The 24930-nt window shown below is 68.5% G+C and carries 21 protein-coding genes and 1 pseudogene; 11 read left to right on the plus strand and 11 right to left on the minus strand.

Annotated features, from left to right (window positions below; translation table 11 throughout):
• Positions 1–206 precede the first annotated feature (206 nt).
• The 3 genes and pseudogenes from CSW62_RS15730 to CSW62_RS27000 form a co-directional block, all read left to right on the plus strand.
• The gene (locus CSW62_RS15730; RefSeq protein ID WP_099579375.1) at positions 207–2471 is read left to right on the plus strand and encodes a transglycosylase domain-containing protein; all 2265 of its coding nucleotides are present in this window, start codon (positions 207–209) and stop codon (positions 2469–2471) included.
• 23 nt (positions 2472–2494) lie between these two features.
• Positions 2495–2677, plus strand: coding sequence for a hypothetical protein (locus CSW62_RS26430; protein ID WP_158235452.1), 183 nt, complete (start codon positions 2495–2497; stop codon positions 2675–2677).
• Positions 2678–2681: 4 nt separating this feature from the next.
• Positions 2682–2802: pseudogene (locus CSW62_RS27000) on the plus strand (hypothetical protein); the annotation flags it as partial.
• A gap of 15 nt (positions 2803–2817) precedes the next feature.
• Here the strand turns inward: CSW62_RS27000 and CSW62_RS15740 are convergent.
• Both CSW62_RS15740 and CSW62_RS15745 read right to left on the minus strand, forming a co-directional pair.
• Positions 2818–3222 carry a DUF1636 domain-containing protein gene (locus CSW62_RS15740; RefSeq protein ID WP_099579377.1) on the minus strand — a complete coding sequence of 135 codons (405 nt, stop codon included), beginning with the start codon at positions 3220–3222 and terminating at the stop codon, positions 2818–2820.
• 23 nt (positions 3223–3245) lie between these two features.
• Complete coding sequence (locus CSW62_RS15745) at positions 3246–4730, minus strand: esterase-like activity of phytase family protein (protein ID WP_099579379.1); 1485 nt, start codon at positions 4728–4730, stop codon at positions 3246–3248.
• Between the two features lie 200 nt (positions 4731–4930).
• On the opposite strand from CSW62_RS15745, the gene CSW62_RS15750 reads away from it, so the two are divergent.
• Positions 4931–7294 carry a TonB-dependent receptor gene (locus tag CSW62_RS15750; protein ID WP_099579381.1) on the plus strand — a complete coding sequence of 788 codons (2364 nt, stop codon included), beginning with the start codon at positions 4931–4933 and terminating at the stop codon, positions 7292–7294.
• A gap of 57 nt (positions 7295–7351) precedes the next feature.
• Here CSW62_RS15750 and treF read toward each other — a convergent pair whose 3' ends face one another.
• From treF to CSW62_RS15770, 4 genes are all read right to left on the minus strand, one after another.
• On the minus strand, positions 7352–8926 hold the full coding sequence (treF, locus tag CSW62_RS15755; RefSeq protein ID WP_099579383.1) for an alpha,alpha-trehalase TreF: 1575 nt from the start codon (positions 8924–8926) through the stop codon (positions 7352–7354).
• 72 nt (positions 8927–8998) lie between these two features.
• Positions 8999–11572: a TonB-dependent receptor gene (locus tag CSW62_RS15760; protein ID WP_099579385.1), complete on the minus strand. Its 2574-nt coding sequence runs from the start codon at positions 11570–11572 to the stop codon at positions 8999–9001.
• Positions 11573–11630: 58 nt separating this feature from the next.
• The gene (locus CSW62_RS15765; RefSeq protein WP_099579387.1) at positions 11631–12731 is read right to left on the minus strand and encodes a FecR domain-containing protein; all 1101 of its coding nucleotides are present in this window, start codon (positions 12729–12731) and stop codon (positions 11631–11633) included.
• On the minus strand, positions 12728–13267 hold the full coding sequence (locus CSW62_RS15770; RefSeq protein WP_099582325.1) for an RNA polymerase sigma factor: 540 nt from the start codon (positions 13265–13267) through the stop codon (positions 12728–12730). The genes CSW62_RS15765 and CSW62_RS15770 overlap by 4 nt, the downstream gene beginning before the upstream one ends.
• 257 nt (positions 13268–13524) lie before the next feature.
• Between CSW62_RS15770 and CSW62_RS15775 the strand changes: the two genes are divergently transcribed.
• The 7 genes from CSW62_RS15775 (at position 13525) to CSW62_RS15805 (ending at position 20170) form a co-directional block, all read left to right on the plus strand.
• Positions 13525–15102 (plus strand): MFS transporter, encoded by a 1578-nt coding sequence (locus CSW62_RS15775; RefSeq protein WP_158235454.1) that lies wholly within the window; start codon positions 13525–13527, stop codon positions 15100–15102.
• Positions 15099–16190, plus strand: a complete 1092-nt coding sequence (locus CSW62_RS15780) for an HlyD family secretion protein (RefSeq protein ID WP_099579391.1) — start codon at positions 15099–15101, stop codon at positions 16188–16190. Before CSW62_RS15775 ends, CSW62_RS15780 begins: the two co-directional genes overlap by 4 nt.
• Positions 16190–17563 carry an efflux transporter outer membrane subunit gene (locus tag CSW62_RS15785; protein WP_233206702.1) on the plus strand — a complete coding sequence of 458 codons (1374 nt, stop codon included), beginning with the start codon at positions 16190–16192 and terminating at the stop codon, positions 17561–17563. The genes CSW62_RS15780 and CSW62_RS15785 overlap by 1 nt, the downstream gene beginning before the upstream one ends.
• Positions 17564–17607: 44 nt before the next feature.
• The gene (locus CSW62_RS15790; protein WP_369827488.1) at positions 17608–17937 is read left to right on the plus strand and encodes an ArsR/SmtB family transcription factor; all 330 of its coding nucleotides are present in this window, start codon (positions 17608–17610) and stop codon (positions 17935–17937) included.
• A complete protein-coding gene (locus CSW62_RS15795) occupies positions 17934–18596 on the plus strand; it encodes an MIP/aquaporin family protein (RefSeq protein WP_099579395.1) in 663 nt (220 codons plus the stop codon). The genes CSW62_RS15790 and CSW62_RS15795 overlap by 4 nt, the downstream gene beginning before the upstream one ends.
• Positions 18593–19006, plus strand: a complete 414-nt coding sequence (arsC, locus tag CSW62_RS15800; RefSeq protein WP_099579396.1) for an arsenate reductase (glutaredoxin) — start codon at positions 18593–18595, stop codon at positions 19004–19006. The genes CSW62_RS15795 and arsC overlap by 4 nt, the downstream gene beginning before the upstream one ends.
• 123 nt (positions 19007–19129) lie before the next feature.
• Positions 19130–20170, plus strand: coding sequence for a substrate-binding domain-containing protein (locus CSW62_RS15805; protein WP_099579398.1), 1041 nt, complete (start codon positions 19130–19132; stop codon positions 20168–20170).
• Between the two features lie 55 nt (positions 20171–20225).
• Here the strand turns inward: CSW62_RS15805 and CSW62_RS15810 are convergent, their stop codons facing one another.
• The 5 genes from CSW62_RS15810 to CSW62_RS15830 all read right to left on the minus strand — a co-directional run bounded on the left by CSW62_RS15810 (position 20226) and on the right by CSW62_RS15830 (position 24781).
• On the minus strand, positions 20226–20600 hold the full coding sequence (locus CSW62_RS15810; RefSeq protein ID WP_233206703.1) for a GFA family protein: 375 nt from the start codon (positions 20598–20600) through the stop codon (positions 20226–20228).
• 143 nt (positions 20601–20743) lie between these two features.
• Entirely contained in the window at positions 20744–21754 is a 1011-nt protein-coding gene (locus CSW62_RS15815) for a sensor histidine kinase (RefSeq protein ID WP_143324416.1), read from the minus strand.
• A 331-nt stretch (positions 21755–22085) separates the two neighbouring features.
• Positions 22086–22430, minus strand: coding sequence for a hypothetical protein (locus CSW62_RS15820; protein ID WP_099579402.1), 345 nt, complete (start codon positions 22428–22430; stop codon positions 22086–22088).
• A 95-nt stretch (positions 22431–22525) separates the two neighbouring features.
• Positions 22526–23170 carry a DUF882 domain-containing protein gene (locus CSW62_RS15825; RefSeq protein ID WP_099579404.1) on the minus strand — a complete coding sequence of 215 codons (645 nt, stop codon included), beginning with the start codon at positions 23168–23170 and terminating at the stop codon, positions 22526–22528.
• Positions 23171–23227: 57 nt separating this feature from the next.
• Positions 23228–24781, minus strand: coding sequence for a murein L,D-transpeptidase (locus CSW62_RS15830; RefSeq protein ID WP_099579406.1), 1554 nt, complete (start codon positions 24779–24781; stop codon positions 23228–23230).
• Positions 24782–24930 lie beyond the last annotated feature (149 nt).

Raw genomic sequence — 24930 nt, forward strand, 5'->3', positions numbered from 1 at the left:
CGAAAGCCGGGCTTGAGGAGTTAGGGAGGAAACGCCCAGGAAGGGCAGAGGCATCAGCCTCACGGGTTGTGATCTATGGTCGACAGAACGCCGTTCAAGGGCCAAGCAGAAGAAACTTCGGTTTCAACGCGCTTGGCTTGCCGGGGCCGTGTGGTAATGAGCGCGCTCGACGAGTGAGGGCCTGGCCCGAAGCGAGCGCCACGCCCATGTCCGACCCCGCCGATCCCAACGACATCCCGCCGGCGCCGAAGCCGCGCAAGCCCCGGAAGCCGCGCGCCAAGGCCGCCATGACCTCGGCGGCCGTGCTGCCCGAGAGTTCGTCCGAGGCCGTCGCGCCCAAGCCGCCTCGCCCGCGCAGGCCGCGCGCGCCCAAGCCGCCGGTGGAGACCGTCGTCGAGACGCCGGAAATCGTCGAAGAGGTCGCGGCCGCAGAGCCAGCGCCCGAGCCGGTCCTCGAGGCCGAGCCCGACGTCCTGTCCGAGGAAGCCCCCGCCCCCGAGGCCGAGACCGAGCTGCCGGAAGCTGTCGAGGCGATCCCGGAAGCCGCCCTCTCGCCGGCCGAGCCGGTCGCCGCCGCCAAGCCGCCGATCTGGAAGCGCCCCGCCTGGTTGATCGGCGCGGCCGCCGCCGTGGTGCTGGCGGTCGTGCTGGTCGCCTCGCTGTTCTGGTCGCTGCCGCTGAGCCGCGCCCTGGAGCCGCTGACCAATTCCGCCATCGTTCTGGTCGCCGAGGACGGCTCGCCGATCGCCCGGCGCGGTTCCTACAAGGAAGCCCCGATCGATGTCGCCAAGCTGCCGGCCTATGTGCCCGGCGCCTTCATCGCCATCGAGGACCGCCGCTTCTACAGCCACATGGGCGTCGACCCGAAGGCCATCGCCCGCGCGCTCGGCAAGAACGCCCAGGCCGGCGGCGTCTCGGAAGGCGGCTCGACCATCACCCAGCAGCTGGCCAAGAACGCCTTCCTGAGCAGCGACCGCAACCTGCGTCGCAAGGCCCAGGAGGCGATGATCGCGGTCTATCTGGAGGCCCGGCTCTCCAAGGAACAGATCCTGTCGCGCTACCTGTCGTCGGTCTATTTCGGCGACGGCGCCTTTGGCCTGCGCGCCGCGGCCCGGCACTATTTCGGCAAGCAGCCCGAGCAGCTGTCGATCGGTGAGGCCGCCATGCTCGCCGGCCTGGTCAAGGCCCCGTCCCGCTTGGCGCCGACCAGCAATATCGAGGGCGCCCGCGAGCGGATGCGCGTGGTGCTGGGCGCCATGGTCGACACCAAGACCATCACCCAGGCCCAGGCCGACGCGGTGGGCGAGGTCTCGGCCGTCGAGAACCCCGACAAGCTGCCGACCGGCTCGTACTTCGCCGACTGGGCCCTGCCCCAGGCCCGCGCCTCGATCGGCGCCCGCTATGGCGAAACCATCGTCAAGACGACCCTGGATCCCGAGCTTCAGGAGAAGGCCGAGAAGATCCTCAACGACTACATCGCCCGCGACGGCAAGGTCCTGAACATCACCCAGGGCGCCCTGGTGGCCATGCGCAAGGACGGCCGCGTCGTGGCCATGGTCGGCGGCCGCGACTATGGCGCCAGCCAGTTCAACCGCGCCGACGGCGCGCGCCAGCCGGGCTCGTCGTTCAAGCTGTTCGTCTACCTGGCCGCCCTGCAGTCGGGCATGACCACGACCAGCCCGATCCTCGACACCCCGGTGCAGGTCAGCGGCTACACGCCCAAGAACCACGAGGGCAAATATCGCGACCGCGAGATCCCGCTGATCAGCGCCTTCGCCGCCTCGTCCAATGTCGCGGCCGTGCGCCTGGCCCACGATCTCGGCCCGGCCAAGGTGATCAAGGTCGCCCGCCAGCTGGGCGTCACCGAGAAGATCCCCGACGACCTGACCATGGCGCTCGGCACCGGCTCGATGAGCCTGACGCGCCTGACCGCCGCCTACGCCTCGATCGCGGCCGGCGAATATCCGATCACGCCGCACGCCTTGGAGACCTTCCAGAAGGGCAAGACCACCGCCTATGACCCGAAGGTGCTGACCGGCATGCGCGACCTGCTGCGCTCGGCCACCCATCGCGGCACGGGCCTGGAAGCGGCCATCGACGGCGCCTACGGCAAGACCGGCACCACCCAGGACTATCACGACGCCCTGTTCGTCGGTTACGTCGACGACCTCGTCGTGGGCGTCTGGGTCGGCAATGACGACAACAGCTCGATGAACGGCGTGGTCGGGGGCGGCGAGCCCGCCAAGATCTGGAAGGCCTTCATGCTGTCGGCTCTCGGCCGCAGCGCCGCGCCGACCGTCGTCGAGGATCCGCTGGACGACCTGGGCCTGCCGCTGGAAGGCGAGATCGGTCCCGACGGCCTGCCGGTCGCCCCGCTGACCGTGCCCACCGATCCGGCGCCACCGCCGCCGCCCGCCCCCGCCGCGCCGGCCGCCCCCATCGCCCCGCCGCCGCCCGAGCCGCGCGCTTAGAAACAACCCGCGAGGAGACCGACATGTCCGACGACCGTGATCGTGAAGACCTGTCGGCCCTCGCCGACGCCAAGGCCGGCCCCTTCCACGCCCGCGCCGAGGCCAGCGCCACCCGCGCCGGCCTGGTCACCTTCGGGGTGGTGATGAGCAGCGTGCTGCTCTCGGCGGCGCTGCTGACCTGGGCGGTCCGGCGGCCGGTTCGCTAGGAGCTCCCTCTCCCATAGGGAGAGGGTCGGGGTGAGGGGTTACAGCGTCCGACGGAGTGCCGGCACGCCGTCAAGCCTCGTAACCCCTCACCCTCCCACGCTACGCGCGGGCCCCTCCCTCTCCCTAAAGGAGAGGGATTCTACTCCCCCACCAGCTTCCCCGCCGGCGGCACCCGGACGATGAAGTGGCCCTTCACGCCTTCGGGCCATTGGCGGTACGGGACCACGCCCTCTTCGCTGGCGGCATAGGCCACGGCATAGTCGACAATGGCGCGCGCGGCCTCGGGCGTCGGTTCGAAGCGGCCCAGCACGTAGCCGATCTTGCCCGGGGCCCGCAGGTGGATCGAGCAGTGCTGGGCGCAGTTGAACAGGCAGGCCATTTCCTGGATCGCCACGCCAGACCCCGCCGCCGCCTCGCGCAGGGCGGCCGCCAGCAGCGCGCCGCCACGCAGGCCTTCGGGCGTCTCGCGGTCCTCTTCCGAGACGCGGCAGGTGTTGCAGACCACGACGGCGGTCCCGTCGTCGGCGTCACGCAAAATACTCATGCCTCGCGCCTAGAGGCTCGGGCTCATTTCGGCAAGCTCAACCTATAGACCAGCACCAGGTTGTCGTTGTCGCCGGTCCCGGTGTCGCCGTGCAGCGAGGCGTCGAAGTCCTGGCCGTTGACGTGGCCCTTGGCCGTGGCGAAGTCGTTGTCCGAGCCGACCAGCAGGAAGACGTCGCCCGTCTTGTCGAAGGTCGAGCCGATGGCCATGGCCTCCAGCTTCTCCGGCAGGCTGGTCGGGGTCGAGGGCGTGACCGACAGGTTGATCCCGAACTTGGCGAGCTGGACGGGGTTCAGGATATTGACCAACTCGGCCTGGGCGGCCGGCTTGATGTCGGCGTTCAGCACCCCGTCCTTGGCGATCGGCTTGCCCTCCTGCTCGTAGGGCGTGCCGGCCAGGTTGGTGGCGGCGGAGAGGTCGACCAGCAGGATGCTCTTGTAGACCGGCGCATTGGCCGTGCCCTTGCCGCGTCCGTTGCCATCGCGCGCCAGGAGCAGCAGGCGGTCCTCGCTGAGCGCCACGGCCTCGGACTGGGCGGCGGTGACGTCGGCGGCCTGGCCGTCGCCGTTCTCGCGCACGGTCGGCAGTTGCAGCGCGTAGTGGCCGATCGGGGCCTTGGGCAGCCGGGTCTTGCTGATGTCGTACACCAGCACGCGGGTGTTGTTGCGGGTGGCGTTGTTCGACGAGGAATCCTGCATCGCGGCGCTCTGCAGCACGGCGATCAGGCGCTTGCCGTCGGGGCTGATGCTCAGGGCCTCAAGGCCCTGGTTGTTGCGGCGGCCCTGCTCGGGCGCCTTCTCGGCCCCGAAGTTCAGCTGGCCCTTCTTGATCGGCAGCAGCGCCGGGACGGTCTGGATCGCGCCGGTCAGCTTGCCGGTCCTGTCGAACAGATAGACGCCCGCCGCATATTCGTCGGAGACGTAGAAGCTGCCGTCCGGCAGGTAGGCGATCGCCTCGCTGTCCAGGCTGAGCTTCCCCGCCCCCTCGCCGCTGGCCGGCGACGGATAACGGACGCCGTCGCGCTCGACGACGCCCGCGCCCGGATCCATGCCGGTGAACGGCTGGCCGGTCTGATCCTTCAGCAGGAAGCCGCCGGTCGGGGTGAGAGTCAGGCCCTTGCCGGGAACCAGCTTGATCGCGTGCTCGTGGACGCGGTTGGCGTAGTCGGTGGTGCTCTTGAACGGTCCGACATTGTTGGGACCCCGGTCCGGCAGGGTGCGGAGTGTCCCGGTGTAGGAGCCGTCGGCGGCCTTCTTCCAGTTCGACAGCGCCATGCTGGAGAACGAGCCCAGGCTCTCGCCGTTGAAGTCGCGCGTCGCCGCCGGCAGCCAGCCCACCGCCACCAGGCCGTGATTGACATAGGTCTTGCCGCCGAACTGGACGGTCACGTCACCCGGAGTCTTGTCCCAGTGCGCGCTCGTATAGGTCTGGGACTGGGCGGAGGCGCTGGCCGCCAAGGCCAGGGCGGCGAACCCCACAAGGATTCCGACAAGGCGACGGCGCGACATCGAGAGCTCCTGAAAAGATCCTGAGTGTTCTCTGAACCTGGCGCGCTCTTAGGGAGGGTCTGCATAGGTTTTGTGACGACGGTCGTCATACAGACGCAGCCGAACTGTCATCAAGCTGTGGAATAGACGCGACGCTCAACAACAATCGGCGCCGTAGACGGGAATCCGCACGGCGCTCGATATCCAGGGGGATATCCGAAATGCTGCTCCGATCCGCCAGCGCGGTGGCTATCGCCGCCTGCCTGATGTTCGCCGCCCAGGCGCAAGCCGCCGAGGTTTTGGCCGCCGACGCTCCCGCCCCGAAAGCCGCCGACGCGGCCGCCGACGCCAACGAGATCGACGCGCTCATCATCGTCGGTAGCGGCCAGACCCGCTCGGTCACCAGCCTGACGCCGTCGAGCCTTGAGGTCCTGCCCCCGGGGACCAGCATCCAGAAGGCCCTGAACTTCCTGCCGGGCGTCAACGCCCAGTCGATCGACGCCCTGGGCGTCAACGAGCAGTCGCTGTCGCTGCAGGTTCGCGGCTTCAACACCACCCACCTGGGCTATTCGCTGGACGGCATGCCGCTGGGCGACGGCGCCTACAACAACTACAACGGCCTGACCATCAGCCGGGCGCTGATCTCGGAAAACCTGGGCCGCGCCGATCTGGCCACCGGCATCGCCGGCCTGTCCATCCCCTCGACCAGCAATCTGGGCGGCGCGCTGATCTACACGTCCAGCGATCCCAAGAAGGACATGGGCGTCTCGATCAACGGCACGGTGGGCAGCGAGGACACCGCCCGCACCTTCGTGCGCTTCGACACCGGCGAGCACGGCGGCTTCTCGGCCTATCTGTCGGGCCACTACGCCCAGCAGGACCTGTTCGTGAACCAGGGCGCCTACAACAAGTCGACCGGCAAGCAGTTCAACGGCAAGGCCCAGTACCGCTTCGGCGACAACGTGATCACGGCCTTCGCGGACATCTCGCAGACCAACCAGGCCGACGACACCTACCTGTCCAAGGACATGGTCACCCGCCTGGGCTGGGACTGGGCCGGCTACGCGCCTAACTGGGACGCCTATGTCAGCCGCGCCGCCTGCTCGGTGGCGTCGCTGGCCGCCAAGTGCGTCACCTCGACCGCGCCCGAGAAGCTGGCCGACGTGACCTTCACCAACGGCCAGATCCTCCGCAATGACGAGCTCTACTACCTGGCGGGCGACTTCAAGGTCCGCGAGAACGTCACGGCCCACGTGCAGGTCTATCGCCACACCGACCAAGGCGCGGGCAACAACTTCATCGCGGGCCTGTCGAACCAGGGCACGACCTCGACCGCCGACGACGTTCCGGTGCAGATCCGCGACACCCGCTACACCATCGACCGCACCGGCGTGGTGGCGAACCTGGGCTGGACTCTGGGCTTCAACCACATCCAGGCCGGCGTCTGGCTGGAAGACAACACCAGCAGCGCCGCGCGCTATATCTGGACCAATGTCACGGGGCCATTCAGCCTGGCCAAGTTCCTGAAGGGCCAGCCCGACACCGCCCAGTGGGTGCAGCAGACCAGCTGGACCACCCAGCAGTTCTACATCCAGGACACGGTGACCCTGCTGGACGACGCCCTGAGCATCGACTTCGGCTTCAAGAGCACCCACGCCAAGTCCGCGGCGGAAGCGCTTCGCGGCGTCGCCAAGGCCCCGGTGACGGCGTCCAGCCAGTTCGCCAGCGGCACGCTGTACGCCAAGGACAACTTCCTGCCGGAAATCGGCGCGCGCTACCGCATCGCACCCGGCCATGAAGTCTTCGCCAGCTACGCCGAGAACATGGCCATGTTCCAGGGCGGCTTCAAACTCGGCCCGCAATCGGTGTCGCAGGCCGTCTGGGACGCCCAGGGCCAGTACCTGAAGCCGGAGACCTCCAAGAGCTTCGACGCCGGCTACCGCTATGTGGGCGACAATCTCCAGGTCTCGATCGCGGCCTATGACGTGAAGTTCGAGAACCGCCTGCTGCAGTACAACCCCTGCCCGACCAACCAGCAGCAGAACCCCGGTTGCGGCAACTCCTTCCACAACGCCGGTGGCGTCACCAGCAAGGGCGCCGAGATCGGGGTGCTGTGGAAGGCGACCTCATTCCTGAACTGGTACAACTCGGCCTCGTACAACAAGTCGACCTATGACGAAGACCTGAACTGGTGCACGACCACCTGCGTGATCAAGGCCACGGCCGGAAAGCAGCAGGTCGATACGCCCAAGACCATGCTGGCCAGCGTGCTGACCTTGAAGCAGGGCGGCTTCTCGGCCTCGCTGCAAGGCAAGTACACCGGCCGTCGCTACTACACCTACACCAACGACCAGGGCTTCGGCGGCTACACGACCTTCGACCTGGGCGTCAGCTACCGGTTCAACCCGGTCGGCTTCATGAAGGGCGCCAAGGCGTCGCTGAACGTCACCAACCTGACGGGTGAGCGCCACGCGGCCAACTTCGACAGCAGCGTGTTCGCCCCGGACGACGCGGCGGGCAGCATCCTGGTGTTCCACTCGTCCGCCCCGCGCCAGGTGTTCGGCACGATCGGGTTTGAGTTCTAAGCGCGCTTACAGCGCTGCGCTAAATCAGGCTCTTCCCCAGCGATGGGGGAGAGCCTTTTACTTTGCGGGCTCCATCAAGGCGCGAGCCACGCCGTTGGTCCAGCCGAAGCCGTCCTGGGTGGGATACTCCCCGCCCCCGCCGGCCTTGGCCTCCTCGACGTCGTACTTCTCCAGCATCTTGCCGCTGGCCTGGTATTCGCGCTCGACCGTGGCCAGCCAGCGTTTGGCGATCTCGGCGGCCAAGGCGTCCTCGCCGTAGCGGCGCAGCCCCGAGGCCGCGACCCACTGCAACGGCGCCCAGCCATTGGGCGTGTCCCACTGCTGGCCGGTGCGGACGGTGGTGGTGCGCAGGCCGCCGGGGGCCAGGAGTTCGTCCCAGGCCTTTTGGGCGACGATGTGGGCCTTGCGCGCGTCCGTCGCGCCGACGAACAGCGGATAGACGGTCGCCGCGCTCAGGTGATCCAGGCGCTGGCCGGTCTTCCACTGATAGTCGAGGAAGGCGCCCTTCGCGGCGTCCCACAGATAGAAATCGATCGCCTCGGCGCGGGCGAAGGCGCGGTCGTCGAATTCCTTTTCGCAGGCCTTGTCTGCCAGCTTCGCGCAGCCCCTGGCGATCGCCTTCTCCAGACCGAACATCAGGCTGTTGAGATCGACGGGGAGGATCGCGGTGGTCTGGATCGTCGACAGGCTCGCGCCGTCGGCCATCCAGCGCGAGGAATAGTCCCAGCCGCTCTCGGCCCCGGCCCGCAGGTCGCGGAAGACCTCGGCCGGCGGACGACCGCTCTTGAGGGCGGTCTCCAGGTCCTCGCGGTAGGACTCGTCGCGCGGCGTCGCGCGATCATCCCAGTAGCGGTTGAGGACGACGCCCTTGGCGACGGCGACCACGCGGCGGTGCGCCTGGCCGGGCTTCAGGTCCTTCTCGCCCTCCATCCAGAAGGCGTGCTCGCGCCGCATCAGGTCGACGCGGGCCTTGATCAGCTTGGGGTCCGTGGCGCGGGACAACCCGACCATGGCGAAGAAGAACGGCGGCTGCGAGCGGCTCAGATAATAGGTCCGCGCGCCGTTGGGGATATGTCCGTAAGCCGTTATCAGGGCTCCGAAATCATCGATCATGCTCTCGACCAGATCGTCGCGGCCGTCGGCCTTCAGGCCCAGCATCGTGAAGTAGCTGTCCCAGTAGTAGATCTCGCGGAAGCGCCCGCCGGGCACGACGAAAGGCTTGTCCATGGCCAGGGCCGAGCCGCCCGCCACGGGCTTGACCGGCGGCCGGGTCAGGTGCGGCCAGAGGGCGGCGATATGGGCCTTGATCGGCGGTCGCGCGGCGCTGGGCCTGGGCGCGGCGCCAGCCTCGGGAACCACGAAGTTGGCGCTGACGAAGCGCTTCAGCTCGGCGTCGCTAAACCTTGAATGGGCGCGATAATCGGCCAGGATCTTCGCTGGGGCGCGCCTCGGGACCGCATCGACGAAGGTCTTGCCGTCGGGAAAGATCCGCCGCGTCTGAACCTGATGGAAGAGGTCCTGATAAGTGTCCGCCGGCGTTGGGATTTTTGCCGCGCTTTGGGCCGCGTCCTGAGCCTGAGCTGTCGAGGCCAGGGTCAGGGCGGCAAGCGTCGCGGCGATCAGACGGACCATGCAGGACCTCAACTCAAATCAATCAAGCCGTCTCCCCGGCCTTCGCCGGGGAGATCGGGGTCGGGTTAAGGCTTAGAAATTATACCCCACCGACAGCCGCACCGACCGACCCAGGATCGGGCGGGCGTTGGCGCCGCTGGTGGAACGTGGATCGCCCTCGGTCAGGCCATGGCTGTCGGTCAGATTGTCGGCGGCCACCTGGACGCTGAAGTCGCCAACGTTGAAGATCGCGCCCAGGTCGACCTTGGTATAGCCCTTGAGCTTCTGGGTGTTGGCGTTGTCGCCCCAGCGATCGTCGACCGCGCTGACCGTGCCGTAGAACGTGGTCGCCACCGAACCCAGCTGGACGTCATAGCTGGGCGTGAAGCGGATCTGCCAGTCGGGCTGGCGCTGGGCGCTCTTGCCCTGGTTGGCCGGAATCGAGGATTTCTTGATCTCGGTCTTCTGCAGCGTGCCGTTCAGGGCCAGCGACAGGCCGAAGTCCGAGCGCCAGCGGCCGTCCAGCTCCAGGCCGTGGGCCTTGTTGGAGTTGGTCTCCAGCGTGCCGCCGACATCGGCGAACTTGGCCCCGTCGAAGGTGTTGGCGAAGCCCGTGGCGTAGAGCTCGAACGGGCCCGAGCGCAGCTTGTAGCCCAGCTCGTACTGCTTGACGCTCAGGGTGTCGGTCAGGTTTTCGCGGAAGTTGTCGAAGCTGGGGAACTTGTAGCCCTTGGAGTAGCGGGCGAACACGCCGGACATTTCGTTGAGGTCGTAGTTCAGGCCGACCGTGTACGAGGTCTTGGACTGGCTGTAGTCGACGGTGCGAAGGGCCAGGCCGTCCGGATAGCCGTTGCCGTCGTCGACCACATAGTCGGTCTGGAATTTCTCGCGGCGCACCCCGACGTCCAGGCGCAGCGGCTCGATGATCTGCCAAGAGTCGGCCAGGTAGACGGCGTTGACCTTGCCGTCGCCGTTCGACAGCAGGCCATAGGCCCAGCAGCCCGAGCCGCTGCCTGCCGTCGTCAGGTTGGCGCACGAGACGTTGGCGGCCAGGTAGTCGCCATTGGCCTTCACCTGCATCGGCTTGAAGTTGCCGATGGTCCAGAAGTCGTCCGACGAGAAGCTGGAGGCGTAGTAGCCGGCCGAGATCGAGTGAGCGCCGACCTTCTTGTTGATGCTGAAGTCGTTGGTCAGGGCCTGAATCTGCTTCTCGACGATCCACGCGCCCCAGTTCTGCACGTAGTCGCCGGTCCCCAGGGCCGTGCCGCCTCGGGTGCGCACCGGGCCGCCGATCACGGTGGCTACCGAGGCGGCCGTCACCGCCCCGCCGTCGGGCACCAGGCCATAGGTGTTGGCGTCGCCCTTGGTGAAGCTGAAGCGGTCTCGGATCGTCCAGCCATCGCCGAAGTCATGCTCGAAGCTGCCGCCGGCCACATAGCCCTTCCAGCCCCGGCCATCGGCCAGGTCGAAGCTGCGGGTCGCGCCATTGGCGTGGACCTGCAGGGTCTGCTGGCGCGAAAGCTCGCCCAGCTGGGTGTATTCGCCCTTGTCGATGCCGGGCACATTGATCGCGAACGGCAGATACCAGGCGCCGTGGTCGTCGGTGAAGCGGGCGTAGAGATTGACCTTGCCGTGCTCCAGCCGCTTGGTCAGGTTGACCGTGAACTGCTGGCCCTTCTCGTTGTCGAACTGGGTGTCGCGCACGCCCGGCGAGCGGGTCACGTAGCCGCCGGCCATGAAATAGAGGTCGTCGGCCAGCTTGCCGCTCATCACCCCGTCGATCCGGCGCAGGCCGTAGTCGGAGGTCGTGGCCTTGACCAGACCCTTGGTCTGCTCGCCGCCTTCCTTGAGCATGAAGTTGGTCGTCAGGCCCGGCTGGCCGTTCGAGAAGATCGGGTTGGGACCGCCGCGCAGGGCTTCCATCCGCGAGATCGTCTCGTCGACGCGGAAGATCGACGAGTTTTCCAGGAACGACAGGGTTGAGGGCGGATAGATCGGCGCGCCCTGCAGCTGGATGGTCAGGAACTCGGCGTCGCCGGTGGCGGGAAAGCCGCGCACGAAGACGTTGGCGCCGGCCACGCCGCCCGAGGTCTCGACCCAGACGCCGGGCACCAGGCTCAGCAGCTCCGCGCTGCTCTTGGGCGAGGCCTTGAGGATGTCCTGGGCATTGACCGTGGTGACCGCGAAGCTGGCCGACAGCTTGTCGATGCCGGCGCCGCCGGGCGTGCCGACCACGATCACCTCGTCGACCTGGGCGGGCTCTTCCGGACGGCTTTGTTCTACGGCGGTGGCGGGCGCGGCGGCCTGACCCGCAGCGCTGGCCGAGACCAGGAGCGGTCGTTCGCGGATGGCGTAAACGCCGCTGGCGGTGGGCTGGGCCACTAGGTTGGAGCTCGACAGCAGGCGCGTCAGACCCTCGTCGGCCGAATAGGCGCCTTTCAGCTTCGGCGCGCGCTTGCCCCGCGTCAGGTTCTCGTCGAAGGCTAACTGCTTGCCCGAGGCCCGGCCGAAGGCGCGCAGGGCGCCCGACAGGTCCTGGGCCGGAATGTCGAAAGTTCGCTCCGGGGCTTGCTCAGCGCGGGCCTGCGCCGCGACGGGCGCGGCCAAGGCCATCAGCACGGCCGCCGAAGCGCCCAGCAGCCAGCGTTGCTCGAAAGACTTGCTCATACGTCCCTCCCTCGCGCCGCTTGTTCTGTGTATCGGCGCTTTTGGTCAGTTAGACGCCTCACTCCACGGAGGACTCACCACCGACGGTGAAGTTTTTTGGCTGGCGCTGGAAGGCGCGCAAAACGGTCTCGCCGCCCTGCCCGTTGACGGCGCGCACGGGCAGCACCGCGGTGACGCCGTCGACGAAGGCGCGGGTGTCGCCCGAAGTGAAGACGCCGCTGATCCGCAAGGCGGCCACGCTGGGATCGCCGATCCGCAGCTTCTCGCGGGCGTAGCGATTGACCCGCTCGACGGCCAGGCTCATCGGCTCGTCCTGGAACACCAGCTGGCCGCTTTCCCACGCGGCGGCGCGGTTCGGATCGGCCGGGGCGACCGAGGCGGCCTCGGAATTGATCTGGGCGACCAGCTCGTGATCGGGCGTCAGCGACTTTTCGGTCGGCGCGCCATTGACCCTCAGCAGCGGCGGCGGACGCCCCTTGGCGCCCTCCCCGTCCAGCACCGCGACGTGGCCTTCGTAGAGCACCACCCGCATCTGGTCGGCGACGCGTTCGACGCTGAAGGTGGTGCCGGTGGCGACCACCAGCTTGCCGCCGGCCGCGACCGAGAACGGCCGCAACGGATCCTTGGCCACCGCGAACTTGGCGCGGCCCTGCTCTAGCCACAGCCGGCGGCGGTCGCCGTCATAGCGGACCTTCAGCACCGTGGCGGCGTCCAGCGACACGCGCGAGCCGTCGGCCAGCTCGACGATGCGCCGCTCGCCTTCGGTGGTGCGATAGACGTCCGGCAGGCTCGATCGCCAGGCGAAACCACTGCCCAGGGCGATGGCGGCGACCACGGCGGCCGCAACGCTCCAGATGGCGACGCGCGGGCCGGGCTTGCGCGCCCATTGGCGACGCTGGGCGCGGCGCAGGTCGTTCAGGGCCTCGCCGCGCAGGGCGATCATGCCGGGATGCGAAGCCTGCTCGTCCACCGCCCGCCAGGCGGCGACGGCGTCGTCCAGCAGTTCGCGATGCGAAGGATCGGCGGCGAACCATGCGTCCAGCGCCAGTTGCTCGGCCGGCGTCAGCTCACCCTCCGACAGGAGCACGCACCACTCGGCGGCCTGATCCAAGGAGAGATCGAGGGCGAGATCCATCTTGTCGTCCATGGGGATGCTCATTCGCCCGCCCTCAGCGTGCGCGTCAGGTGGCCCATGGCCTTGAGGATGTGTTTCTGCACGCCGCTGGTGGTCATGCCGTAAAGCGTGGCGAGTTCGGCCTGCTTCATGCCTTCCAGGCGGTAGAGCAGGAAGATGGCGCGGGTCCGGTCGGGCAGCTCCCGCAGGGCCCGCGACACCGCGCCCAGGTCCTCGCGGCCCTGCAGGATGCGGGCGGGGTCCAGAGGCTCCTGGTCGAAGGTCTCGCCCGCCACGGCGGCGCGATAGCTGGCCCGCACCCGCTCGCGCCGCTGGCGGTCGCGCAGCAGGTTGGCGGCCATCTGGAAGATATAGGCGTCGGCGTTCTCCATGGCGGGGTCCTCGACCCGCGCCAGCTTGGCGAACAACTCCTGGGTCATGTCCTCGGCGTCGCTGTGGGTCGCGGCGCGGCGCATGAAGAAGGCCATCAGCGCTGGCCTGTAGCGCCGATCCAACCCTCGAAGATCGTGTGGCGCGACCTGCCGCACGGCGAAACCCTCATGACTGCTCACGACAGTCATGACGCACAACGCGCCGGAACGCACACCACGGCCGGCGAAAGTTTTTCGCGGGACGGGCAGAACCCCGCGCCATGGCGCGGCCGGCGGGCCGCTTGCGCTGGAGGGTCGTTTCCCGAGACGGCGATGGATTTGTTCAAGCGCCGAGCGCCAAGCCCCCTTTAAGCCGGCCTCATGACCCGGCGTTCGCCTGCCTCGCCACCCAGCCTCTCGCCCCGCGTCCGTCCGCGCGCTACAGCTTGGGCGACAAGGAAGGCGGCATGAGTCATCCCGGTATAGACAGCCTGCGACCGCACGAGCGGCCGATGTTCCCCGGCTCGCCGGCGACGCCCGACTTCGCGCTGCCCGTCCGCGTCGCCTATGGCTGCGTCGGGGTGCTTCTGGCCTTCACCAGCGCCATGGGCACGGCCCTGATCACGGTGAACCTGCCCAGCATCCAGGGCACGCTAGGGCTGGATCCGGCCCAGGCCTCGTGGCTGCCCACCGCCTATGTGATGACCTCGGTCTCGATGAACCTGATCCTGGTGAAGTTTCGCCAGCAGTACGGGCTGCGGCTGTTCGTCCAACTGGCGCTGGGGACCTATCTGGCCGCTGCCGTGGCGCACCTGTTCGTCAACGACTTCGCCTCGGCCTTGGTCGTGCGCGCCGCCAGCGGTGTCGCCGCCGCACCCCTGACCACCCTGGCGACCTTCTACCTGCTGCAAGCCTTCCCGGCGGCGCGGCGGTTGTCGGCCTTCGTGCTGGCCTTCGGGGTGCCGCTGGTCGCCACGCCCCTCGCCCGCTGCATTTCGCCCGACCTGCTTGAGCTGGGCCAGTGGCGAACGCTCTATCTGTTGGAGCTGGCCCTCGTCCTGATAACGCTCTCGGCGGTCCTGGCCCTGCGCCTGCCGCCATCCGAGCGGCTGAAGGTGTTCGAGTGGGCCGACTTCGTCACCTATCCCCTGATCGCCATAGGCCTGGCCCTGGTCTGCGCCGTGCTGGGCCAGGGACGGTTGGAGTGGTGGTTCTCGACCCCGTGGCTGGGCGTGGCCCTGGCCGTGGCGGCCGTGCTGATCATCGCGGCCCTGACGCTGGAATGGCATCGGAAGAATCCACTGCTGGACCTGCGCTGGGCGATCACGCCGGACTTCATCGGTTTCATCCTGATCGCCTTCCTGACCCGCGTGCTGCTGATCGAACAGAACGGCGGCGCGGCGGGTCTTCTGACCGTCCTGGGCATGGGACAGGAGCAAACCCGAAGCCTTTATGTCGTGATCGCCTTGGCGACCCTGGCCGGCGCCGTCGTCGGCGCCCTGACGATCAGCCCCAAGACCGTATTCTTCCAGATCATGGTCGCGGTGGTGCTGATAGGCGCCGCGGCCTATATCGACAGCCATTCCAACAACCTGACACGCCCGGCCCAGCTCTATGTCAGCCAGGCCATGCTGGGCTTCGCCACGGCCCTGGTCCTGGCCCCCACCCTGCTGATCGGTTTTGTCCAGGTGCTACAGCGCGGCTGGCGCTCGTTCCCGACCCTGATCGTCTCGTTCGCCGTGGCCCAGAACCTCGGCGCCCTATTCTCCGCCGCGCTGTCCCAGACCTTCCAGTACGACCGGATGCGCTTTCACTACGCCCATCTGGTCGGCCAACTGGACCCCACCGTCCCCTTCGTCGCCGATCGGCTGCGCGCCGGCCCGGCAGCCATCGTCGGCCAGGCGACGCGCGAGGCCAACATCCTGGCCTACAACGACCTTTTCCTGCTCCTGTTCGTCATCGCCGTGCTGACCCTGGTCGGCACCGCGATCTTCACGCTCCGCGCCATCGCCAAGATGAAAGCCGCGCAAAGGGCCGCCTCATGACCGACGCAACCGCTCCATCTCCCGAAGCCGCCGAGGCCCTGCGCCGCCCGACGCACGTCAGCCCCCGGACCCTGGCCATCGCTGTCACCGCCGCCGTCGCGGCCGTGCTGGTGATCCTGTTCGTCTGGCGGCTGCCGCCGTTCGCCACGACCTTGCAGGTGACCGAGAACGCCTATGTGCGCGGCCAGGTCACGGTGATGGCCCCGCAGGTCAACGGCTACGTGGTCGAAGTGGCGGTGCAGGACTTCGACCGCGTCAAGCAGGGCCAGATCCTGGCCCGGATCGACGACCGTATCTACAAGGCCCGCGTCGAGCAGGCCAAGGCGACCCTGGCCGCGCGCGAGGCGGATCTGGCCAATGCCGACCAGGCCGAGCGGGCCCGCGCCGCCGCGCTTCTGGGCCGCGAGGCCGAGCAGGCCTCCGCCCAGGCCCAGGCCGCCCGGGCCCGTGCGGACCTGGCCCGCATCCAAGACTTGGCCTCAGACGGCTCGGTGTCGCTGCGCGAGCGCGATCAGGCCGTGGCCACTCTGCGCCAGACAGAGGCCGCAGTACGCCAGACCGCCGCCGGCGGCGAGATCGCCCGCCAGGACATCCGCTCGGTCGCCGTCTCGCGCGATGGCCTGAAGGCCGCCGTCGAGGCCGCCCGCGCCGCCCTGCGCCTGGCCCAGATCGACCTGGACAACACCGTCATCCGCGCCCCGCGCGACGGCCAGCTGGGCGAGGTCTCCGTGCGCCTGGGCCAGTATGTCTCGGCCGGCACGCAGCTGCTGGCGCTGGTCCCCGCCCGCCTGTGGGTGACGGCCAACTACAAGGAGGCCCAGACTGCCCGCATGGCCGTCGGCCAGCCGGTGACCTTCACGGTCGACGCCCTGGGCAAGGCGAAGCTGCGCGGCGTGGTCGAGGACCTCGCGCCCGCCACCGGCTCGGAGTTCGCGGTGATCAAGCCCGAGAACGCCACCGGCAACTTCGTGAAGGTCTCTCAGCGCATCCCGGTCAAGATCGTCATCAGCCCCAACCAGCCCCTGGCCGCGCGCCTGCGGCCGGGCATGTCGGTGGTCACCAAGGTCGACACCAAGGGCGGCCGCTGATGCGCCCGCTGCTACCTCTGTTCCTGGCCGGTGTGGCGCTGTCGGCCTGTGCGACCACCGCCACGCCGGAGCGCCCCGCCTCCCCAGTCCCGCCGCCGACCGCCTGGCGCACGCCGCCGCCCAATCCTCAGGGCGCGCTCGCCGCCGACTGGTGGACGCTGCTGGGCGATGCCCAGCTCAACGCGCTGGTCGACAAGGCCCTGGCCCGCAACGCCGACATCGCCCTGGCCACGGCGAGGGTCGACGAGGCCCGCGCCCTGTCCCGCGCCGCCCATTCCGCCCTGTTGCCCACGGTCGACGCCGTGGCCGGCCTCCAGGGGTCGCGCCAGCTGGACGCCTTCGGCCGCTCCTACGAGTCGACCGCCGAGCAGGTCGGGCTGCGCGTCGCCTATGAGGTCGACCTGTGGGGCCGGGTCCGCGACCTGGACGCCGCCGGCCGCGCCAGCCTGCAGGCCAGCGCCGCCGCCCGCGACAGTGTTCGCCTGGCCGTCGCCGCCACCGTGGCGCGGGCCTATGTCGGGCTGCTGTCGCTGGACGCCCAGCTGGCCGTCGCCAAGCAGACCATCGCCGCCCGCGAGGCCGGCCTGCACGTGATCACGCGCCGCGAAGGGGCCGGCTACTCCACCAAGCTGGAACGCGACCAGGCCCAGGCCGAGCTGGCCGGGGTCCGCCGGCAGGTCCCGGCGCTTGAACTCGCCATCGCCCGCCTGGAGGCCTCGATCAGCGCCCTGACCGGCGATCCGCCCGGCCCCGTGGCGCGCGGCGGCGACCTCGCTGGCCTGCTGAAGACCCCGATCCCGGTCGAGGCCCCGGCCAGCCTGCTGGCCCGCCGCCCCGACATCGCCCAGGCCCAGGACAGCCTGATCGCCGCCGACGCCAGCCTGGCCGCCTCGCGCGCCCAGCTCCTGCCGCAGCTGCGCCTGTCGGTCTCGGCCGACCGCGTGTTCACCGACGCCCTGCCCAATCCGGTCGCCCTGTGGAACGTCGGGGCGGGCCTGGCCCAACCGCTCTTCAACGGCGGCCGGCTGAAGGCCCAGGTCCAGGCCTCGCAGGCTCGCAAGGCCCAGGCGGCGGCCAGCTATCGCGGCGTGGTGCTGAACGCCTTCGCCGAGACCGAGACCGCCCTGCGCGCCGTCGACGCCCTGCAGCGCCAGGAGCGCGAGATCGCCGCCCAGCGCGCCGCCATCGCCGAGGCCGCCCGCCGCGCCAAGGACCGCTATCGCGCCGGCTACGCCTCGTACCTGGAGCAGATCGACGCCGAGCGCGGCCTGCTGGCCGCCGACCAGGCGGTGATCCAGGCCCGCGAGGGCCGCGCCGTCGCCGCCATCGACCTGGCCCGCGCCCTGGGCGGCGGGTGGACGCCGACGCCGTAGGCCTTGAGCGCCGCTAACATTTCCATTATTCGAGAAATATGGAAATGAATCGTGCGATCGAACGGCTGTCGGCGCTGGCGCATCCCGCCCGTCTGGCCGCCTTCCGGCTGCTGATCAAGGCCGGTCCCGAGGGGCTGCCGGCCGGCGAGATCGCTCGCCTGACCGGCGCGCCGCCCAGCACCCTGTCCAGCCAACTGGCGATCCTGGAGCGCTCGGGCCTGACCCGTTCACGCCGCGACGGCCGCTCGATCCTGCACGCCGCCGCCTATGCTGCGATGGGCGACCTGATCGCCTATCTGGCCCAGGACTGCTGCGAGGGCGCGCCGGAAGCCTGCGTGCCGACCACGGCCTTCACGTGCAAGGTCCCGACGTGACCCTCGCCCGACGCATCGCCGCCGAGGCCTTGGGAACCGCCCTCCTGCTGGCCGTCGTCGTCGGCTCGGGGATCATGGGCGAGCGCTTGGCCGGGGGGAACGTCGCCATCGCCCTGCTGGGCAACACGCTCGCCACCGGCGCGGCCCTGGTGGTGCTGATCACGATCTTCGGACCCGTCAGCGGCGCGCACTTCAATCCGGTCGTGACCCTGGTCATGACGGCGCGTCGCGAGATCGCCCACTGGCCTGCGGCGCTCTACGTCGTCGCCCAGATCGCCGGCGCCCTGGCCGGCGTCTGGATCGCCCACGCGATGTTCGGTCAGGCGATCCTGCAGGTCTCGACCCACGCCCGCGATGGTGGCGCTCAAGTGCTGTCGGAGGCCGTCGCCACCTTCGGCCTGATGGCGACGATCCTGGGGACCTCGCGGTTCCGGCCGGAGGCTACGGCCGTCTGCGTCGGGCTTTACATCACCGCCGCCTACTGGTTCACCGCCTCGACGTCGTTCGCCAATCCGGCGGTGACCCTGGCGCGGAGCCTGACCGACACCTTCTCCGGCATCGCGCCCGCCTCGATCCCGGGCTTCGTCCTGGGTCAGTTGGTCGGCGCGGCCGCCGCCGTCGCCGTCTTCGACTGGATGTTCAAGCAGGAGCCCGCATGACCGCCCCCTCTTTCCCCGTCACGATCTACCACAACCCCAAATGCGGCACCTCGCGCAACGTCGTGGCCATGGTCGAGGCGGCGGGCTACACGCCGACCGTCGTCGAGTATCTGAAGGCCGGCTGGACCCGTGAGCTGCTGCTGGAGCTTTCCGCGCGCTCGGGCCTGTCGATGCGCGCCCTGATGCGCGAGAAGGGCACGCCCGCCGAGGAGTTGGGCCTGCTGGCCGAGGGCGTCTCGGACGACGCCATCCTGGCGGCCATGGTCGAGCACCCGATCCTGGTCAATCGCCCGATCGTCTCGACCCCCAAGGGCGTGGTCCTGGCCCGTCCGTCGGAGACGGTCTACGACGTGCTCGAACACGCGCCGGCAAGCTTCACCAAGGAAGACGGCGAGATTGTCGAGCGCTGACCCGCGCGATATCGTCCGCCTACGGATACTGTGTCGCAAAACTGTCGCGGAACCGTGACAAAAGCCCTTGCATTGCTCCGGCAGGGTCCCACCGTCCCCCCGGACCACATAGGATTTGACGACATGAACAAGCTCCTTGGCGCGGTCGCGACGATCGCCCTGCTCGCGGTCGCCGACCAGGCTCACGCCGCCCGTGACTACGTCTGGGCCGCCGGCTCCTCGACCGTCTTCCCGTTCTCCACGCGCGTCGCCGAAAACTTCTCGAAGAAGACCGGCAAGAAGTCGCCCAAGATCGAGAGCCTCGGCACCGGCGGCGGCATCAAGATGTTCTGCGGCGGCGCCGGCGAACAGTTCCCCGACATCGCAAACGCCTCGCGTCCGATGAAGAAGTCCGAGTTCCTGGCCTGCCAGAAGGCCGGCGTAAAGGACATCGTCGAGATCAAGATCGGCTTCGACGGCATCGTCGTGGCGTCCGACAAGAAGTCGCCGGACTACAACTTCAAGCTCGAGCAGCTCTATATGGGCCTGGCCGACCAGAGCGCTAAGGGCACGGCGACCGTCAAGAACCCCTACAAGACCTGGAAGGACGTCAACGGCGCCCTGCCGGCCAACCGCATCTTGGTGTACGGCCCGCCGCCGACCTCGGGCACCCGTGACGCCTTCGTCGAGCTGGCCATGGAGGGCGGCGCGTCGAAGATCCCGTTCCTGGCCGCGCTAAAGAAGTCGGACGAGAAGAAGTTCAAGGCCACCGTCTCGCCGATGCGCACCGACGGCGGCTGGGTCGACGCGGGCGAGAACGACAACGCCATCGTCGGCACCATCGAGAAGACCCCGAACGCTCTCGGCGTGTTCGGCTACTCGTTCCTGGAAGAGAACGCCTCGCGCATCAAGGGCGCGGCGGTCAACGGCGTGAAGCCGACTGCGGCTGCGATCGCCAGCGGCCAGTATCCGCTGTCGCGCTCGCTCTACATCTACGTGAAGAAGTCGCAGGTCGGCGTGACGCCGGGCCTGAAGGACTTCGTCGCCGAGTTCGTGTCGGACTCGGCCACGGGTCGCGGCGGCTACCTGCAAGGCCGCGGTCTGATCCCACTGCCGCCGGCGGTGCACGCCCAAATGAAGGCCAAGGCGGGCGCCATGCCGGCCATGGGCGCGCCGAAGGAATAAGGTTCTCTTCGGACCTGAGTTTGGGAAAGGCGGTCGCTCCTGCGGCCGCCTTTTTCTATTCCGGCTTCTCCCAGGACGGTCGGTCGGGAAGAAACTCATCGAAGCTGACCCGCGCGCCGGGATCGTCGTCCAGGCAGCTGGCGGCGATGGCCAGGATCCGGCCGCTGTCGGGATCGCCCAGCGCGGTTCCGCAGCGCCTGCAGAAGCTCCGCGTGAAGCGGAACGGTGGCTTGGGGCGGTAGCGGGTCAACAGTTCCTGCCCCGCCAGCCAGTGGAACGCCTCGGCCCGGACATAGGCGTAGACGCCCGAACCGGCCTTGCGGCACCGCGAGCAGTGGCAGGTTCCCATCAGCAACGGCGGCTCGAACAACTCGAAGCGAACGCCGCCGCACAGGCAGCTCCCCTTGATGGTCGCGCTCTTGATCGCCAATGGGCGTCTCCCTGATCACCCAACCATTTGAGTGACCGAGGGAAATTGCGCCTCCCCTGCCGCCAGCTATGTGTCAGCAGGGTGATCGGGCGGGTGAGCCAGGTTGTCGCAGTTCCGCCGCGCCCGCTCCGCGATAGAGGCCCCTAGTCCTCCTGCAAGCTCGCCAGAGTCGTCGAGAACGCCGCGCGGAAGCCTTCCGGGTCGTAGCTCAGTTCGGCGGCGCCCTCGCCGGTCAGCCCGCGCCGCAGGAGTTTCGATCCGAAGCCATTCTTCTTCGGCGCGATCACCTCGGGCCCGCCCCGCTCGATCCAGGTCAAGACCAGCCGGCTGTCGGCGACGTCCCAATGAACGGCCACTCCGCCTTCCGCGACCGATAGGGCCCCGTACTTGAAGGCGTTGGTCGCCAGTTCATGGATCACCAGCGACACCGCCTGCGCGACCCGGGGCGACAAAACCACGGGCGATCCCGAAAGTTCGACCCGCTCGCTGGTCAGATGGCTCAGCGCCAGCGAGATGACCTCGCCCAGGTCTCCGCCATGCCCGGAGCTCTTCTGCAAGGCCTGCTGCGCGCGGGCCAGCGCCAGCAAGCGTTCCTCGAAGCGATCCACCGACTCGCGATCGGCCACATCCTTGAGACTTTGGCGCGCGACGGACTGAACCAGGGCCAGCGTGTTCTTGACGCGGTGGCCGCTTTCCTCGACCAGCAGCTGCCGGTGCCGCTCCGCCTTCACCCGCCCCGTCGTCTCGATCGCGATATCCAGCATGCCCATGATCCGCTCGCCATCCCGAAGCGGGCTGTAGGAGAAGGTCCAATAGGTCTCCTCGGGCGCGCCCCAACGCTCCACGACGAGCGGCAAATCCTCAAGGTACACCCGCTCGCCGTCCAAGGCCTGTTTGATCAGTGGTCGGATATCGTCCCAGACCTCTCGCCAGACGACATCGATCGGCTGGCCCAGCGCGCCGGGGTGCCTGGCGCCCAGAAACGGAATATAGGCCGCGTTATAGAGCAGCGTCTGCTCGGCGCCCCAGGTCGCGCAGGCGGCGAAACCCGTTCCCATCAGGATCTGATATGTCGTCAGCAGGGCCGGAGACCACGAGTCCACAGGACCCAAAGGGGTGCTGGCCCAGTCGAACTCATCAATGGATTTCGGCATAGGACACGATCGCATTTGGCCAGACGGTCGGCACTGGTTTCGACCTGGCCTCGAAACACTCTATGGACCAATCCTTATGGTCAAGCCTAGGTATTCCAGGTGGAATGCCCGCGATTTGCCGCCTGAGCGAAGGTGTGAAAACGCAAGGATATGAGCGTTGGCACAAGGCTGCGAGGGCTAAGGTCCGATGCTGGGGCCGGGAGCAATAGCCGTTTTCGACCCGTAGCGGATCCTAGAAACCCTCTCCCTATGGGAGAGGGAGCATGTCCGCCAACCACCCCGAGCAGACGTCCAAAACGTCCGCTGGCAGCACAGGCAAATGCCTCCGCGCCTACCGCGTCCGCGAGGTCATGCCCGCCGCGGCCGCGTCGTCCGCGACCTGCGGGTCCAGCGTTGGCGCGGGGCTGGGCTGGCGGTCGGCGGGCATGGCGCTGACGGGAGCGTCGGCGACCGGAGCCGGGGTCTCGACCTTGTGCGGCGCGGGCTGGGACGAGGTCGACTTGGCGGCCATGGCGGCGGAGGCGGCGTCATCGGCGGCGGTGCGGGTCTCGGACGGACCATCCTCGTAGCCGCCGTCGCCGGCGGTCAGGAACAGGATCGCGCCGAACGTCGCCAGGACGCCGATGATGAAGCCGAGAAACACCCAACCGAACGGATTGCCGCGACGCTCGCTCATGTGACGGGATTCCCTGACGCCGAAGTAAGCCGGCTACCATGCTCTAAACGCTTGAACTAGAGCTTGGTTACCCGTTTCGGCCTATGCGGGAAAGGTCAGGTGCCCGACCACTGGCGAACCGGCCCGACGTCGACGTGGACGAAGTTGCTGGTCGGGTAGTAGCCGACGCCGCCGCGCCCGAGGTCCAGGGCCGCGGCCCGGAGGTAGCGCAGGTCGACGTCTTCGAGGAACACGTCCATGGCCTTGCCGTCCATGTGCAGGCTGCGCTTGGCCACCTCGCCGCTGCGCTCGGACAGCAGCTTGTTGGTGGCCGGCGAGCGATAGCCGGAGATGATCTGGAACGGCGACTTGCTCTGGGTCTTGGCCCGGATCTGGTCGAGGATGTCGTAGAGGCCCGTATCCATCGGATGGGTCTCGTCGTTGCGATAGTCGCGCAGCACCTTGTTCAGGGCCTGGACGGCGTCGGGCACGTAGTCGCCCTTGTCCCAGTAGACCGCTTCCAGCTTCTCGTCGGTGTGGATGTTGCGCAGGTGGACCCAGCGCGGCTCGACGGCCGTGTTGGCGGCGAAGCTCTCGACCGGGGTCGGCCGCAAGCCTACCGGTGGAACCGAAGCGGCCGGCGGGATTTTCCCTTCCAGGATCTGGCCGATGATGTCGTCATCGGCCCGAGCGTCCGCGACCGGCAGCAGGCCGGCGCCAAGCACGCCAAGCCCCATACGAAGCAGCTTACGTCGATCCATGCGTACGCCCTATCCCGACACTAAGGTCGGGGAGGACATCCTAAAAACGTCGGGAGATCAAGCTGAGCCGGGACGAAGTGCGGCGATACGCTGCACCAGTTCGCGATCCCAGCCGTATGGGTCCTCGCGGAAATTGACCTGCCCGTCGGGGGTCACATAGGCCGTCCAGTACAGCAGGAACACCGCGATCTGCTGCGGCAGCTTGGCCCGCACGGTGTCGCCCGAGGCCAGGGTCTCGTCGATCTTTTCCGGCGTCCAGGTCGCATCGCCGGCCAGCAGGGCCTTGGCCAGCTCGACCGGCTTTTGCAGGCGCACGCACCCGTGGCTAGCCAGGCGGCTGAAGCTGTCGAAGCGCGCCCGGCTGGGCGTGTCGTGCAGATAGACGCCGTAGGGGTTGTTGAAGTCGAACTTCAGCTTGCCCAGCGCGGCCTTGGGGCCGGCCTTCTGCTGCAGGCGCGAGCCGCCATCGCCGGTCGGGATGACGATGAAGTCGTTGCGGCTGAAATAGCCCGGACTCTTGCGCTCCTTGGGCCACAGCTCCTTGGTCGCGATCGAGGACGGCACGTTCCACGGCGGGTTCAGGACGATCGAGTGGATCATCGACGTCAGCATCGGTGTCTCGTCGCCGGGACGGCCGGTGACCGCGCGCATGGTCAGGGTCGGGGTGTCGTGGCTGAACACCGACAGGATGGCGGCGGCGACATTGACCTGGATGCGATCGGCCGGCAGCACCTGGGGCAGCCAGCGCCAGCGCTCCATGTTGGCGGTGATCTGGTCGATGCGGCGTTCGACCGGCGTGTTCAGCGCGTCCAGCGTGGCCTTGTTGACGATGCCGGTGGGATTGAGGCCGAAGCGCTTCTGGGCGCGCTGCACGGCCTGGGTCAGGGCGACGTCGAAGACCGGCGCGGCGTCGACGGCGACGGTCGGATCCTCGGCGGCCAGGCGGGCCTCCAGCGCCACGACGCGCGGACCCGTTGAGCCTTCCTTCAGCTCCGGACCGGCGGCCAGCAGCGCCCACCCGCCCCTGGCGGCGATGTCGCGATAGGTGACCAGGCCCTTCTGCAGGGTCTGGTAGCCGGTATAGGGCGGCGGCAGCGTCCCCAGCCACGCGGCCAGGCGGTCCTGCTGGACGGCGGCGTAGAATTCGGGCGCGGGATCATAGGCGGCGGGACGCAGGCCCCACTCGTTCATGAAGCCGCTGACCGGCAAGCGGCCCGAGCGCACGGCGCGGGCATAGGCCAGGGTCAGGTTGATCAGTTGGGTCTGGCCGACGATCCGGGCCATGGCGTCCCGCGACTGCAGCTGGGCGATCGCCTGGTCCGGCGCGAAGGCCCCAGGCTCGAAGCCATGCAGATAGGCGTCGCTCAGCACCTGACGCAGCAGGTCGATCTGCTCGGACCGCAGCTGGATGTTGGAAGAGTCCGGCGGGATCACCGACGCCCGGGGGGCCTGGATCTGTGGGACCGACTGAGGCGCCATCTGGGGAGCACGGCCGCCCGCCAGGGGCGGACGCTGCGACTGACCCATCGACGGTTGAGCTTGCGCGACCTCCAGGGACAGCAGGCTTATCGCCGCCGCCAGGACGCCGCAGGATCTCGAAACTCGCATCACCGTCGAACTGCCCGCCCGTACATACCCGCGGCCAGACCGCGTTAAGGTTTCCAGATGGCCGACCTCGGCCCCCCGCGTCAACGAAGGTAGCGTGAAGGGCGAACCCTCCCGCGTCTCCTGAAGACGTTTTCCAACAACAGGAACCCGCA

It is taken from the genome of Caulobacter sp. FWC2 (assembly GCF_002742625.1).
Classification (GTDB): domain Bacteria; phylum Pseudomonadota; class Alphaproteobacteria; order Caulobacterales; family Caulobacteraceae; genus Caulobacter.

Excerpts from the sequence above, each read along its gene's own strand:
- CSW62_RS15765 (WP_099579387.1), bottom strand. The coding sequence starts at position 12,731 with ATGAGCATCCCCATGGACGACAAGATGGATCTCGCCCTCGATCTCTCC.
- CSW62_RS15815 (WP_143324416.1), bottom strand. The coding sequence starts at position 21,754 with ATGCCGAAATCCATTGATGAGTTCGACTGGGCCAGCACCCCTTTGGGT.
- CSW62_RS15790 (WP_369827488.1), top strand. The coding sequence starts at position 17,608 with ATGAATCGTGCGATCGAACGGCTGTCGGCGCTGGCGCATCCCGCCCGT.
- CSW62_RS15780 (WP_099579391.1), top strand. The coding sequence starts at position 15,099 with ATGACCGACGCAACCGCTCCATCTCCCGAAGCCGCCGAGGCCCTGCGC.
- CSW62_RS15775 (WP_158235454.1), top strand. The coding sequence starts at position 13,525 with ATGAGTCATCCCGGTATAGACAGCCTGCGACCGCACGAGCGGCCGATG.
- treF (WP_099579383.1), bottom strand. The coding sequence starts at position 8,926 with ATGGTCCGTCTGATCGCCGCGACGCTTGCCGCCCTGACCCTGGCCTCG.
- CSW62_RS15805 (WP_099579398.1), top strand. The coding sequence starts at position 19,130 with ATGAACAAGCTCCTTGGCGCGGTCGCGACGATCGCCCTGCTCGCGGTC.
- CSW62_RS15760 (WP_099579385.1), bottom strand. The coding sequence starts at position 11,572 with ATGAGCAAGTCTTTCGAGCAACGCTGGCTGCTGGGCGCTTCGGCGGCC.
- CSW62_RS15740 (WP_099579377.1), bottom strand. The coding sequence starts at position 3,222 with ATGAGTATTTTGCGTGACGCCGACGACGGGACCGCCGTCGTGGTCTGC.
- CSW62_RS15785 (WP_233206702.1), top strand. The coding sequence starts at position 16,190 with ATGCGCCCGCTGCTACCTCTGTTCCTGGCCGGTGTGGCGCTGTCGGCC.
- CSW62_RS15730 (WP_099579375.1), top strand. The coding sequence starts at position 207 with ATGTCCGACCCCGCCGATCCCAACGACATCCCGCCGGCGCCGAAGCCG.
- CSW62_RS15750 (WP_099579381.1), top strand. The coding sequence starts at position 4,931 with ATGCTGCTCCGATCCGCCAGCGCGGTGGCTATCGCCGCCTGCCTGATG.
- CSW62_RS15745 (WP_099579379.1), bottom strand. The coding sequence starts at position 4,730 with ATGTCGCGCCGTCGCCTTGTCGGAATCCTTGTGGGGTTCGCCGCCCTG.
- CSW62_RS15770 (WP_099582325.1), bottom strand. The coding sequence starts at position 13,267 with ATGACTGTCGTGAGCAGTCATGAGGGTTTCGCCGTGCGGCAGGTCGCG.
- CSW62_RS26430 (WP_158235452.1), top strand. The coding sequence starts at position 2,495 with ATGTCCGACGACCGTGATCGTGAAGACCTGTCGGCCCTCGCCGACGCC.
- arsC (WP_099579396.1), top strand. The coding sequence starts at position 18,593 with ATGACCGCCCCCTCTTTCCCCGTCACGATCTACCACAACCCCAAATGC.
- CSW62_RS15820 (WP_099579402.1), bottom strand. The coding sequence starts at position 22,430 with ATGAGCGAGCGTCGCGGCAATCCGTTCGGTTGGGTGTTTCTCGGCTTC.
- CSW62_RS15825 (WP_099579404.1), bottom strand. The coding sequence starts at position 23,170 with ATGGATCGACGTAAGCTGCTTCGTATGGGGCTTGGCGTGCTTGGCGCC.